Annotated in this window: 8 protein-coding genes; 3 read left to right on the top strand and 5 right to left on the bottom strand. The window is 62.1% G+C overall.

Going from position 1 to position 13,489, the window contains the following annotated elements:
* Position 1: 1 nt before the first annotated feature.
* Positions 2 to 1,444, bottom strand: a complete 1,443-nt coding sequence (gene sbcB, locus ACYVOC_RS12110; protein ID WP_461161976.1) for an exodeoxyribonuclease I — start codon at positions 1,442 to 1,444, stop codon at positions 2 to 4.
* A gap of 259 nt (positions 1,445 to 1,703) precedes the next feature.
* Here sbcB and ACYVOC_RS12105 point away from each other — a divergent pair, with 259 nt between their 5' ends.
* On the top strand, positions 1,704 to 2,882 hold the full coding sequence (locus ACYVOC_RS12105) for a GGDEF domain-containing protein (RefSeq protein WP_461161975.1): 1,179 nt from the start codon (positions 1,704 to 1,706) through the stop codon (positions 2,880 to 2,882).
* Between the two features lie 255 nt (positions 2,883 to 3,137).
* Here the strand turns inward: ACYVOC_RS12105 and clpA are convergent, their stop codons facing one another.
* The 3 genes from clpA to dnaE all read right to left on the bottom strand — a co-directional run bounded on the left by clpA (position 3,138) and on the right by dnaE (position 9,535).
* Positions 3,138 to 5,489: an ATP-dependent Clp protease ATP-binding subunit ClpA gene (gene clpA / locus ACYVOC_RS12100; RefSeq protein WP_116003987.1), complete on the bottom strand. Its 2,352-nt coding sequence runs from the start codon at positions 5,487 to 5,489 to the stop codon at positions 3,138 to 3,140.
* Positions 5,490 to 5,548: 59 nt separating this feature from the next.
* Complete coding sequence (gene clpS, locus ACYVOC_RS12095; RefSeq protein ID WP_116003988.1) at positions 5,549 to 5,917, bottom strand: ATP-dependent Clp protease adapter ClpS; 369 nt, start codon at positions 5,915 to 5,917, stop codon at positions 5,549 to 5,551.
* An 81-nt stretch (positions 5,918 to 5,998) separates the two neighbouring features.
* On the bottom strand, positions 5,999 to 9,535 hold the full coding sequence (dnaE, locus tag ACYVOC_RS12090) for a DNA polymerase III subunit alpha (protein WP_461161974.1): 3,537 nt from the start codon (positions 9,533 to 9,535) through the stop codon (positions 5,999 to 6,001).
* Positions 9,536 to 9,694: 159 nt separating this feature from the next.
* Here dnaE and ACYVOC_RS12085 point away from each other — a divergent pair, with 159 nt between their 5' ends.
* On the top strand, positions 9,695 to 10,495 hold the full coding sequence (locus ACYVOC_RS12085; RefSeq protein WP_116003990.1) for an outer membrane protein assembly factor BamD: 801 nt from the start codon (positions 9,695 to 9,697) through the stop codon (positions 10,493 to 10,495).
* On the opposite strand, the gene ACYVOC_RS12080 is transcribed toward ACYVOC_RS12085, so the two are convergent.
* Complete coding sequence (locus tag ACYVOC_RS12080; protein ID WP_461161973.1) at positions 10,458 to 12,542, bottom strand: ATP-dependent DNA helicase; 2,085 nt, start codon at positions 12,540 to 12,542, stop codon at positions 10,458 to 10,460. The genes ACYVOC_RS12085 and ACYVOC_RS12080 overlap by 38 nt on opposite strands.
* Before the next feature lie 126 nt (positions 12,543 to 12,668).
* Here ACYVOC_RS12080 and ACYVOC_RS12075 point away from each other — a divergent pair, with 126 nt between their 5' ends.
* Positions 12,669 to 13,487 (top strand): PP2C family protein-serine/threonine phosphatase, encoded by an 819-nt coding sequence (locus ACYVOC_RS12075; RefSeq protein WP_116003992.1) that lies wholly within the window; start codon positions 12,669 to 12,671, stop codon positions 13,485 to 13,487.
* Positions 13,488 to 13,489: the final 2 nt, after the last annotated feature.

The following is a 13,489-nucleotide window of genomic DNA, read 5'->3' as shown; positions in this document are numbered from 1 at the left end:
GTCAGTGCTCAGGCACGACGACTTCCGCCCAGTCGTACAGGGCGCCCAAAATTTCCTCGGCGCGTTCGTCGGCGGTCTCGGACAGCGCGTCGATGCGCTCAAACAGCGCCTCGGCCGTCAGCGCCCCGCCCTGGCCGTGCAACAGGCAGTCGGTGCGGTGCTGCAGCCAGCGGGCTTGTTCTTCGGGCGTGAGGGTGGACGCAAAATTGCGCGCGCGGTAGCGAAACAGCAGTTCGCCCAGGCGCGGATCGTCAAAGCTGGTGCGCGCAGCGGCCAGTTGTGCGCCGGTCATGCTGCGCAGCTCGTCGAGGCGGCGGCGGTCGGTGTTGCCGACGAAGCCGCCGTACAAATCCTGTTCCACATCGGGTGCGGGCTCTTGCGGGCGCGCGAACACGGCGGGCCAGATGGCGCTCATGTCGGGCAGCGCGCGGGCCCATTCGGCGTGCTGCGCCGCCTGGGCCAGGTCAATGTGCCAGCGCTGTGCCAGGGCGGGGGTCAGCGTGTTCACATTGCCCACCACCATGGGCGACTTGTTCAGGTGCACCGTCTTGATGGGCAGGCGCGTGACGCCTTCTGGCAGGTCTGCGGCCCGGGTAAACATGCGCAGGCGCAGCGTATCGGTGTCAAGCAGGGCCAGTTCGCGCGGGTCGTGCGCCAGGTCCCAGGCGATGATTTCGTTCTTGTTGGTCGGGTGGCTGGCCAGCGGCCACATCACGGCGAGACACCCGCGCTCGGCTGGGAACATGCCTGAGACGTGCAGGAATGGCCGCGCCGTCTGCGCCGTGGCGGGCAGGCGCAGCTCGGCGGCCACGCGGTCTTTCTTGTGCAGGCTGAACGCAAAGTCGAACAGCCGGGGGTTGTGCTGGCGCAGCAGCCGCGCCAGGGCGATGGTGGCGCGCACGTCTGACAGCGCATCGTGCGCGGCCTCGTGCAGCAGGCCGTTGGCTTTGCTCAGGTGCTCGAGCTTGAAGCTCTGCGTGCCGTCCTCTTTGGTGGGCCAGACGATGCCGCCCGGCCGCAGCGCATAGGCCAGACGCACCACGTCGAGCAGGTCCCAGCGGCCGCACCGGTTCTGCCACTCGCGCGCATAAGGGTCGATGAGGTTGCGCCAGAACATGAAGCGCGTGATCTCATCGTCAAACCGGATGGTGTTGTAGCCCACGCCGATGGTGCCGGGCTGCGCCATCTCGGCTTCGATCATGGCGGCAAACTCGCGCTCGGGCACGCCGCGCTCCCAGGCGATCTGCGGCGTGATGCCGGTGATGAGGCAGGCCTCAGGATCGGGCAGGTAGTCGTTGGCCGGTTTGCAGTACAGCATGACCGGATCGCCGATCTCGTTCAACTCGGCATCGGTGCGGATGGCGGCAAACTGCGCCGGGCGGTCGCGCCGGGTGTTGGCGCCAAAGGTTTCGTAGTCGTGCCAGAGGAAGGTGTGGGAGGACATGCGCGGCGCAGGTGCTTGAAACGGAGATGGAGGGAATGTAACCGGTGCGGGGCCTGCCATTGAAGAAATATGGGTGTTTTGTGCCTTTAGCTCTTTGCCAGAAAGCGCCAAAAGCTATCGAATCTATAGCATTTCAATCAACCACGGGGTTCGTCGGTCACCAAAGCCTTGGTCAGCACAAGCCTCTGTGCCTGGGTTAGCATTCGTAACAGCCCTTCCACCCCACTCCCGATCCGTTCATTTTTTCCCACACGAATCCATGGTTGCAACCGTCATCGTCGGCATGCTGTGCGTGCATTTGCTGTGCTTTGGCGGAATGTTCCTGCTGATCGGCGCGCGCCTGCATGGCAAAAAGATGGGCATGGATGCTTTCGCTGTCGGCAACCTGCTGCTGGGCTCGGCCTACGTCCTGCAACTGCTGGGCGGGCCGCCGGGCTGGAACCTGATGAGCGTGCTCAACCATACGCTGACCCTCTGCGTGCCGGCCGTTTTTTGGGTGGGCGCCATGCGTTTTTTCGACCGCCCTGCGCCGCTGTGGCGCCCGCTGATCACACTGGCGCTGGCCTACACCGCCCTGCAGTTGCTGGTGCAGTGGACGCTGGGGTCGGTGGCCCGCTACGCCATGCTGTCCGGCCTGTCGGCACTGGCTTTTCTGGCCATGATGGTCACCGTCATCTACGGCGTGCGCACCTTCGCCAGGCAACTGCATATCGAGATGGTGCTGTTCGCCGTCCTTATCGGCGGCATTTGCGCGCTGAACGCCGCGAAGTTCGTGAACGTCCTGACAGGAGGGCTGCAGACACTGGACATGGGAAGCCGTTTCCAGATGGTGTTCTACATCTACATGTCTTTCCTGGCCACCGTGCTGGCGCCTTCGATGATCTGGCTGGTGCTGCGCCGCCTGACGGACGATCTGCGCGCCATGGCGGCACGCGATCCACTGACGCAATTGTTGAACCGGCGCGGCCTGAGCGAGGCGCTGGAGGCGTATTTCCGTTCGCGCACTGCAGTGCCTGCGCACCTGTTTATCGTGGACATCGACTATTTCAAGCGCATCAACGACGCCTACGGCCACAAGGCAGGCGATACGGTGCTGTGCCATGTGGCCGACGTGTTGCGTGAGAACGCGCGCAAGGGAGATCTGACATCCCGCGTGGGTGGCGAGGAGTTCGTCGCCGTCTGTCTGGAAACAGACAGTGCGGGCGCGATGCGCCTGGCCCATCGCCTGCGTGCAGCCATTGAAGACCATCAGATACCCATCCGTGGCGGCGAATCCATCCATTGCACGGCCACCATCGGGGTGTCGCAGAGTTTTGCCAGTGTGGACGAGTTTGACAGCGCCATGCAGCAGGCCGATGCCGCGCTCTACCGTGGCAAGGAAGCCGGACGCAACCGGGTGGAACGCAGCAATGACGGCGACTCCACGCCCGCCCCCTGAATAACGCACGCGCATAGATTCATCACCTGATTCCATTTCTAAATCACCCGTGTCGTTGTTGCTTTGCCTTGCCGTGCTACAGCACTGATCGTAGGCTTCGCGCCTAGACACGAATGATTTGGAAACAGAATTAGCCATCAGACGCATGCCAATAAAGCGCCAAAAGCTATTGATTCAATAGCAAAAAAGCCAGCCACCTCGGCGGTGGCTGGCTTTGCACTGGCAGGCGGCACACAGGTGCGGCCAGGACCGGGCTTACCCGGCGGTCGCCTCTTCCGGCTCTGCAGGCTCCGACTTGGCCAACCGTTCCTTCTTGGGCAGCGGCTGAATGTCCAGAAGCACCTCGCCCGTTTCGACACCCTTCTCGTCCGTCTTGACGTCCATGTCCACCGTCAGGCGGCCACCGTCCTGCAAGCGGCCAAAGAGCAACTCGTCTGCCAAGGCGCGGCGAATGGTGTCCTGGATCAGGCGCTGCATAGGGCGTGCGCCCATGAGAGGGTCGAAGCCCTTCTTGGCCAGGAACTTGCGCAGCGTGTCGGTGAAGGTGACTTCCACCTTCTTCTCGGCCAGTTGCGTTTCCAATTGCAGCAGGAACTTGTCCACCACGCGCAGGATGATCTGCTCGTCCAGCGCCTTGAAGCTGACGATGGCGTCCAGCCGGTTGCGGAATTCGGGCGTGAACAGGCGCTTGATGTCGCCCATTTCGTCGCCCGCCTGGCGCGGGTTGGTAAAGCCAATGGTGGCCTTGTTCATGGTCTCGGCACCCGCGTTGGTCGTCATGATGATGATGACGTTGCGGAAGTCGGCCTTGCGTCCGTTGTTGTCGGTCAGCGTGCCGTGGTCCATGACCTGCAGCAGCACGTTGAAGATGTCTGGATGCGCCTTCTCGATTTCATCGAGCAGCAACACCGAGTGCGGCTTCTTGGTCACGGCTTCGGTCAACAGGCCACCCTGGTCAAAGCCCACGTAGCCGGGGGGCGCACCAATCATGCGACTGACGGCATGGCGTTCCATGTACTCCGACATGTCGAAGCGGATCAGCTCGATGCCCAGAATATAGGCCAGCTGCTTGGCTGCTTCGGTCTTGCCCACGCCCGTGGGGCCGCTGAACAGGAACGAACCAATCGGCTTGTCACCCTTGCCCAGGCCCGAGCGGGCCATTTTGACGCTGGACGCAAGCACTTCGAGCGCCTTGTCCTGGCCAAACACCACGCTCTTGAGGTCGCGCTCCAGCGTTTGCAGCTTGCCCCGATCGTCGTTGGACACGTTGGCCGGGGGAATGCGGGCGATTTTTGCCACGATTTCCTCGATCTCGGTCTTGCCGATGGTCTTCTTGCGCTTGCTGGGCACCAGGATGCGCTGTGCGGCGCCCGCCTCGTCGATCACGTCGATGGCCTTGTCGGGCAAATGGCGATCGTTGATGTACTTGGCGCTCAACTCTGCCGCAGCCTGCAGTGCCGCCGCAGCATATTTCACGCTGTGGTGCTCTTCGAAGCGCGATTTCAGACCCTTGAGGATGTCGATGGTCTCCTGCACGGTAGGCTCAACCACATCCACCTTCTGGAAACGGCGCGACAGCGCAGCGTCTTTTTCAAAGATGCCACGGTATTCCGTGAACGTGGTGGCACCGATGCATTTGAGTGCACCAGAGCTGAGCGCCGGCTTGAGCAGATTGGACGCATCCAGCGTGCCACCCGAGGCCGCCCCCGCACCAATCAGCGTGTGGATTTCGTCAATGAACAAGATGGCGTTGGGCTTGTCCTTGAGGGACTTGAGAACCCCCTTGAGACGCTGCTCAAAATCACCCCGGTATTTCGTACCCGCCAGCAAGGCACCCATATCGAGCGAATACACCACGGCCTCGGCCAGAATCTCGGGCACGTCGTTTTGTGTGATGCGCCAGGCGAGGCCCTCGGCAATGGCGGTTTTACCCACGCCGGCCTCACCCACCAGCAGTGGGTTGTTCTTGCGGCGGCGGCACAGAATCTGAATGGTGCGCTCCACCTCGAAGTGGCGGCCAATCAGGGGATCGATCTTGCCGTCCTTGGCCAGCTGGTTGAGGTTTTGCGTGAACTGCTCCAGGGGCGAGGCTTTCTCGCTCTTTTCGCCGCTCGGCCCTTCCTCGTTCTCTGCGGGGCCTTCCGACCCCTTGGCAGGCTCTGGCGGTTCGCCCTTTTTGATGCCGTGGGCAATGAAATTGACCACGTCCAGGCGCGTCACGCCCTGCTGGTGCAGGTAATACACGGCATGCGAGTCTTTCTCACCAAAGATGGCGACGAGCACGTTGGCGCCGTTCACCTCCTTCTTGCCATTGCCAGTGGACTGCACATGCATGATGGCGCGCTGGATGACGCGCTGGAAACCCAGCGTGGGCTGCGTATCCACCTCATCGGTACCTGCCACCTGGGGGGTGTTGTCTTTGATGAAGTTCGCCAAAGATGAGCGCAAATCATCGATATTGGCCGAACAAGCGCGTAAAACTTCAGCTGCGCTGGGGTTGTCGAGCAGGGCAAGCAACAAATGCTCGACGGTAATGAATTCGTGGCGTTGCTGGCGGGCCTCCACAAAGGCCATGTGCAAGCTTACTTCCAGTTCCTGGGCAATCATATGAACTCCTTTGTGCTTGCAGGTAAGGTATTGGTGGGTAGATCGGGGCGGACGGTCATTTATTCAACCGGCTCACTGACGCACTGCAGCGGATGACCTGCCTGATGTGCGGCATCGAGCACCTGATCGACCTTGGTGGCGGCAATGTCGCGCGAATACACGCCGCAGACACCTTTGCCGTCCAGATGGATCTTGAGCATGATCTGGGTGGCTGTTTCGCGGTCCTTGCTGAAAAACTCCTGCAAAACAACGATGACGAACTCCATGGGGGTGTAGTCGTCGTTGAGCATCAGCACCTGGTACATCTGCGGCGGCTTGGCCTTTTGGGTGCGCCGCTCCAGCACGACCGAACCGCCGTCGTCCGGCGAAGGCCGTTGCACGGCGGGCGCAGGGGAAATTGAAGGGGGTTTAGTTGCCATTAATTTCATTCTAGCGACCCGCGGATTCGATTGCTTGCAAGGGAAATATGACCACGATAGGGGCCATTTCAAACCCCGGGTCCTGACGCTTCATTCATAGACCACCACGGCATCGCCACCGGCGGCCTGGGCGCGCCAGGCCGCCAGCGCTGCATCGGTGGGATAGGTACGGTGGGCCTCGCTCAGCTGCAACTCTGCCGTGGCGCCCTGCCCCCCTGCAATGCAACGCACACCCAGGCGCACGCGCAGGCCATGCAGCAATTCACCTTGTTCAGTGCTCTCCCGGCGGGGTGAGAATTCACGCAGCAGGCGAGCGACTTCGGGCGGCTTATCTCCTACAGCCACGCGCAGGTATTTGCCAAAACGGCAGCGTGCGGTCGCCAGATCCATGACCTGCTGCACGATAAAACGGGCCTCAAAGCCGTTGCGCCCAGGTTGCAGGCGGCCACTGATGATGACCAGCTCATCGTCTTTGAGCTGGTCGCGGAACGCCGTGATGACGGCCTCGCTGGCCGACGCCTCTACCCTGCCCGCTCCATCGTCGAGTTGAAAAATCCCCTGCCTCCCGCGCTGGCCGTTGACCACGCGAAAGTCACTGACGATGCCGGCAACAGTCTGGGTTTCACGGCCTTCGCTCAACTCATCCAGTCGAGTCCGCACAAAACGGCCCACTTCCCGCGCAGATTCATCGAACAAATGGCCGGAGAGGTAAAAGCCCAGCGCCGATTTTTCGAACATCAAGCGCTCACGAACACCCCAGGGCGGCACATCCACCAGGTCGGGCTCCTGGGTACTGGAGCCGTGGGCATCGTCGCCCATCATGTCAAATAACCCGCCCTGGTTGACGTTGGCCAGGGTGGCTGTAGAAAAATCGAAGGCCCGATCCAGCGACGCCGAGAGCGCGGCGCGGTGTTGGTCAAGCGAATCAAAGGCCCCGGCCTTGATAAGCGCATCGACCGTGCGCTTGTTGATCTTGCTGCGGTCCACACGCACGCAGAAGTCAAACAAGCTGGTGAAAGGGCCGCACGTTGTACCCTGCGGCCCTTCGCCGCGGCCTTCGCGCGCAGCGACGATCGCCTCGATGGCTTGCTGGCCCGTACCCTTGACGGCGCCCAGGCCATAGCGGATCACGGTGTTGGTGACGGGCTCGAAACGGTAGCGCCCCCGGTTGATGTTGGGGGGTTCGAACTCCATTTTGAAGTTCTTGCGGGCGTCCTCGAACAAGACCTTGAGCTTGTCGGTATCGTCCATTTCCACGGTCATGTTGGCGCAGAAGAACTCGGCCGTGTAGTGCACCTTGAGCCAGCCCGTGTGGTAGGCCAGCAGCGAGTAGGCGGCGGCGTGCGACTTGTTGAAGCCGTAGCCCGCGAACTTCTCCATCAGGTCGAACACCTCGTCGGCCTTCTCCTGGCCGATGCCCTTCTCCGCAGCGCCCTTGCGGAAGATGGCACGGTGCTCGGCCATCTCCTCGGCCTTCTTCTTGCCCATGGCCCGGCGCAGCATGTCGGCGCCACCCAGGCTGTAGCCGCCCAGCACCTGGGCGGTCTGCATCACCTGCTCCTGGTAGACCATGATGCCGTAGGTCTCGGCCAGCACGGGCTCGACCAGCGGGTGCGGGTATTCCACCTCTTCCCGCCCGTGCTTGCGGTTCACGAAGCTCGGGATCAGATCCATGGGGCCCGGACGGTACAGGGCATTGAGGGCAATCAGGTCTTCAAGCCGCGAGGGCCGCGCCTCCTTGAGCATGCCTTGCATGCCCCGGCTTTCAAACTGGAACACGGCCTCGGTCTTGCCATCTGAAAACAGCTGGTAGGTTGCACGATCGTTGAGCGGGATGTTCTCGAAAGCGAAGCTCTCCTGTCCCTTGTGGCGCTGAACAATGAAGTCCTTGGCAATCTCCAGGATGGTCAGCGTGGCCAACCCCAAGAAGTCGAACTTCACCAGGCCAATGGCTTCCACATCGTCCTTGTCGTACTGGCTCACGGCCGAGTCGCTGCCGGGCTGCTGGTACAGCGGGCAAAAATCGGTGAGCTTGCCCGGCGCAATCAGCACGCCGCCTGCGTGCATGCCGATATTGCGCGTCATGCCTTCGAGCTTTTGCGCCATCTCGATGACGGTACGCACGTCCTCCTCTTTGCGCACGCGCTCGTAAAGCTGGGGTTCAAGCTCCAGGGCGTAGTTGTTTTTATCGCCGTCCTTTTTGGGATCCGGAGGGTATTGCAGCGTGTACGACATGCCCGGCTTGGCAGGCACGAGCTTGGAGATGCCATCACAGAACATGTAGCTCATGTCCATGACCCGGCCCACGTCACGAATGGCCGCCTTGGCCGCCATGGTGCCAAAGGTAGCGATCTGGCTGACGGCGTCCTTGCCGTACTTGTCCTTCACATAGTCGATCACCCGATCGCGGTTGGCCTGACAGAAGTCGATGTCAAAGTCGGGCATGGATACCCGCTCGGGATTGAGGAAACGCTCGAACAGCAGGTTGTATTGCAAGGGGTCAAGGTCGGTGATCTTGAGCGCATAGGCCACCAACGAACCCGCGCCCGATCCCCGACCCGGCCCCACCGGACAGCCATTGCTTTTGGCCCACTGGATAAAGTCGCCCACGATGAGGAAGTAACCCGGAAACCCCATCTTGAGGATGGTGCCTAGTTCGAATTCCAGGCGCTCCACGTACCGCGCACGCTGCTGGTCGCGCACGGCAGCGTCCGGGTAGAGATGCGCCAGCCGGTCCTCAAGGCCCTCGAAAGACGCCACCCGAAAATACTCTTCAATGGGCATGCCGCCGGGCGTGGGGAAGTTGGGCAGTTGCGGTTTGCCCAGCACCAGCGACAAATTGCAGCGCTGCGCGATCTCGGCTGTGTTGGCCACGGCCGAGGGCACATCGGCAAACAACGCTTCCATCTGCGCGGCAGATTTGAAATACTGCTCACGGGTAAAGCGGCGCACGCGGCGGGCATTGCCCAGGATTTCCCCCTCGGCAATGCACACCCGCGCTTCGTGCGCTTCGTAATCCTCCGGGGCGGCAAACTGCACCGGATGGGTGGCGACCACCGGTAGGTTCAGACGCACCGCCAACTGCACAGCAGCCACCACATGGGCTTCGTCGTCCGGGCGCCCGGCACGCTGCACTTCCAGATAAAAACGGTGCGGGAATATGCCCGCCAGCCGCAGCGCAAGGTCAGCGCCGCCGGTCTCATCTCCCCGTACCAGGGCTTGCCCCACCGGCCCGGCCTGGGCTCCCGACAACGCAATCAGCCCTTCGCCCAGCTCCTGCAGCCATTGCCAGGTGCAGACCGCCAGGTTTTTCACCACATTGCGTGTCCAGGCGCGTGCCAGCAACTCCGAAAGGTTCAGATAGCCCTGCGGGCCTTGCACCAACAGCACCAGGCGTGTGGGAGCAGCGGCCCCCTCGCCCTCGAGCAGGATCTCGGCGCCCAGGAGCGGCTTGACACCCTTGCCTCGCGCTGCCTTGTAAAACTTGATGGCGCCAAACAGGTTATTGAAGTCGGTGATGGCCAGCGCAGGCTGGCCATCGGCGGCGGCGGTGGCAACCACCTCGTCGATGCGGTTGGTGCCGTCAACGACGGAAAATTCGGTGTGCAGGCGCAAATGAACAAACATGCAGGCATTGTAGAAAGCCCCAGGCCCTCCGCCCGGACGCAATCGATCAGCAGCGCCCCGGGCGACCCGTGACCGCTACAATGGCCCGCTCTCGTCCTACGCCGCCACCGGCTGCGGTGTCCCAGGAATTTCCTTGTTTTTGCCAGAAAGCTGCCTGCCATGCTGCGTGCACCCATTGCGATCGTCCCTGTCCTGTTGGCTGCGAGCCTGCTTACCGCAGGCTGCTCCAGCACTCCGGAAGACAAGACCGCAGGCTGGACCACCGAACGCATCTATGCAGAGGCCCGCGACGAGCTCAATGGTGGCAGCTATGACAAGGCCGTACCCTTGTTTGAAAAACTCGAAGGCCGCGCCGCCGGCACGCCGCTGGCACAGCAGGCCCAGCTCGACAAGGCTTATGCACAGTACAAGGGTGGCGAGAAAGCCCAGGCGTTGGCAACGCTGGACCGCTTCATGAAGCTGCACCCGGCCAGCCCGGCGCTGGACTACGCGCTCTACCTCAAGGGACTGGTCAATTTCAATGACAACCTGGGCATGTTCTCGTGGTTGTCGCAGCAGGACCTGTCGGAGCGCGACCAGAAGGCCGCCAAAGACTCTTTTGAGTCCTTCCGTGAGTTGACCACCCGCTTTCCCGAATCCCGCTATGCCCAGGATGCACGTCTGCGAATGACCTACATCGTCAACTCGCTGGCGCAGTACGAAGTGCATGTGGCGCGCTACTACTTTCAGCGGGGTGCTTACGTGGCTGCCATCGCCCGGGCACAAAGCGCGCTGGCCGACTACCAGGCCGTACCAGCCACCGAAGAGGCCCTGTACATTCTGATCCAGTCCTACGATGCCCTGGGACTGACCCAATTGCGTGATGACGCCCGCCGCGTCATGGACACCACCTTTCCGCAAAGCAGCTACATGCAGCACGGCCTCAAGGGCAAGACGAATCCTTGGTGGAAGTTCTGGTGAGCGCATCCAGCGCTTGGGCAAACTCCTGCTCTGACTGAAGCTGGCGCATGGGCGGCAAGGCTGCCAGCAATTGCCGACCATAGCCTTTGGTCACCAGCCGCGTATCACCAATCACCAGAACACCGGCATCTGATTCATGCCGAATCAGGCGGCCGGCCCCTTGCCGCAGCGCCACCGCGGCCTCGGGCAACGAATAGTTTTTGAAAGAGCGGTGCCCAGCCTGCTCAATGCGGTGTGAACGCGCCTTGACCAAAGGATCATCCGGGGGCGGAAAAGGCAGTTTATCGATCACTACCATTTGCAGCGCATCCCCCGGCACGTCAAACCCTTCCCAGAACGACGCGGACGCCACCAAAATGCAGCCTGCCTGTCCCTGGCTGCTTCCGATGCGAAACCGGTCCATCAATCGGCGTTTTGCTCCCTGGCCCTGCACCAGGACTTCCAGCCCCGCCGAACCATCCGCAAACCGTGCCTGCAGCAGATGACCGAGCAGGCGCAGGGCCTTGAGGGTGGTCGTCAGCACCAGGGTGCGTCCGCCCAAACGCTGCGCAGCATCTCCCACCAGCTGGGCCAGTTGCGGGCCGTGCTGCAGGTCAGTGGGCGACACCAGATGCCGAGGCACGTACACCGCCGACTGGGCCGCGTAATCAAACGGGCTTTCCACACGCAGGACTTCGGCACCCTGCAGGCCGCAAGGCTCGGTAAACCAGCGCAGTTGGGGATCGGTTCCCAGCGTTGCCGAGGTGAAGATCCAGGCACGTGCGCGCTCCTGATTTTCACCCGGCCTGCGACCAGTCTCCTCGCCATCGGTTACCGCCAAGGAGTCTTGCAACCGCGCCTGCATAGAGACCGCAATATCAAGCGGCGCCTCTACCATCTGCAATTGGGTGCCCGCCTCCACCCAGCGCACAGCGTCATGCGCACAAGGCCCGGCAAACTGTTCCAGGCTTGCCAGAATCGCCAGGCTGCGCTCTTGCAAGCGCGCAAAATCCGGAGCCATCGCGCACACCACCTCCAGCGACTGGAGTGCCTGGCGACAGGCCTGCATGACCTGGGCCAATGCACCGTGCCAGGCGACGGCAGAAAGGCCTTCGGGTACCTCGCCCTCCCAGGGCAGGCGAGTCGCAGGCCAGACTTTGTCGGACAGTAATCGCAGGTCACGGGCTGCACGTTCCATCTGCACGCCCAGCCCTTGCCAGTCGGCCATGCCACGCGCGCGCTGCAAGCCCACGGCCAGCAGGTCTCGCGCAAAATCCAGCAATTGCCCCGTGCCAAGCTGCCGTCCAAGAAACAGAACTCCCGTTTCATTGAGTTGGTGGGCTTCATCGAACACCACTACGCGCACTGTGGGCAGCAATTCAGCTATGCCTGATTCACGCACTGCACTGTCTGCGAAGAATAGGTGGTGGTTGATGACCACGATATCGGCCTCCAAGGCTTCACGCCGCGCCTGGAGCACATGGCACTGTCGAAACTGCGGGCATTGCGAGCCTAGGCAGTTGTCGCGCGTCGACGTGGCCAGCGGGATGGCCGCCGACCGTTCATCCAGTGCGGGCAGTTCTGCCAGATCTCCGGAGCGGGTGGTCTGGGCCCACAGCTCGATGCGGGCCAGCGTCTGTGCCACGCTGCCGTCATGGACGGCGCTGTGCTGGCGGGCCTGCTCAAGCCGATGCAGGCACAGGTAACTGCCCCGGCCCTTGAGCAGCGCCGTGCGCACGGGCAGGCCCAGCGCCTGCACCAGGCGCGGCAAGTCCCGCGCATGTAACTGGTCCTGCAAGGCCTTGGTGGCGGTGGAGAGCAGCACCTTCTCACCGCTGAGCAGTGCCGGCACCAGGTAAGAAAAAGTTTTACCCACGCCGGTGCCCGCTTCAACCACCAGCACACCACCCTGCTCTATGGTCCGGGCCACCGCCAGCGCCATACGCAGCTGGCCCGGCCGGGGCCGAAAATCGGCTTCGGTGCGAGAGAGCGCCCCCCCGGGCGCAAACGACTGCTCCACACACCGGGCAAGCGATGAGAGGGGGTTTTCGAGGGGTGTTTGCGACAAATCCAAGACAGAGCGGGCCCCTGGGGGCGTCGTGGCATGGTAAAAACGCCACACAGCGCTTGATAATACGCGCTCTAATGGTCTGTCCAGGTTCCGGCAATCTCTGCTTCATCCACAATCAACGGAATGTCCAAAGCGATTCGCCTCAGCGCCTCAACCGGCATCCACAAAGGTGACCGGGAATACCAGCAGGATCAGGTCGCCCTGCTCTCGCATCCGCGCTACAACGGCTGCGTTCTAGCGGTGCTGGCCGATGGCATGGGGGGCCGCAGCGGGGGCCGCAAGGCCTCTGATCAGGTCATGCTGACCGCACGCCAGTTGTTCGAGCGCTACTCTCCCGAAACCGATGATCCTGTGACCATGCTCAAAGCCCTGGTGCAGGAAGCGCATATCGTCATCCGGCTGACCGCCATCACGTCAGAGCAAGAACCCCACAGCACCATTACAGCCTTCCTCATCAATCCAAGGGGGGACTGCCACTGGGCACATGCGGGGGATTCGCGGATCTATCATTTCCAAAATGGCCGCATGATGCACCGCACCAGCGACCATTCGTACGTGCAGGCATTGGTAGACCGGGGCGAGATCACCGAAGCCGAGGCCAACAACCACCCGCATTCCAACATTCTGGTGGGTTGCCTGGGCACCGAGAGCGACCCGCCTATCGCCACCCACATGATTCACCAACTGCATCCGGGCGATGTGCTGCTGGCCTGCAGTGATGGCGTATGGCACTATTTTTCTCCCACCGAACTGGGTTCGGTCGTGGACTCGCTCACCCCCCGCGAAGCCACCGAGTTTCTGATCGAGAAAGCGCGCGTGCGTGCCCGGGGCGGCGGCGACAACCTGTCGCTGGTGATCGTGAAGATTGAAGCCCTGCAGGAAGAAAAAAAGGTCGCACCTTTGGTGCCACCGCTCGGTATTTCGCCAGCGGTCAAGACCTGATC

This window comes from Simplicispira piscis (genome assembly GCF_054783455.1).
Note: the sequence above shows the minus strand (reverse complement) of the source record. Positions and strands in the feature narration are given on the sequence as shown.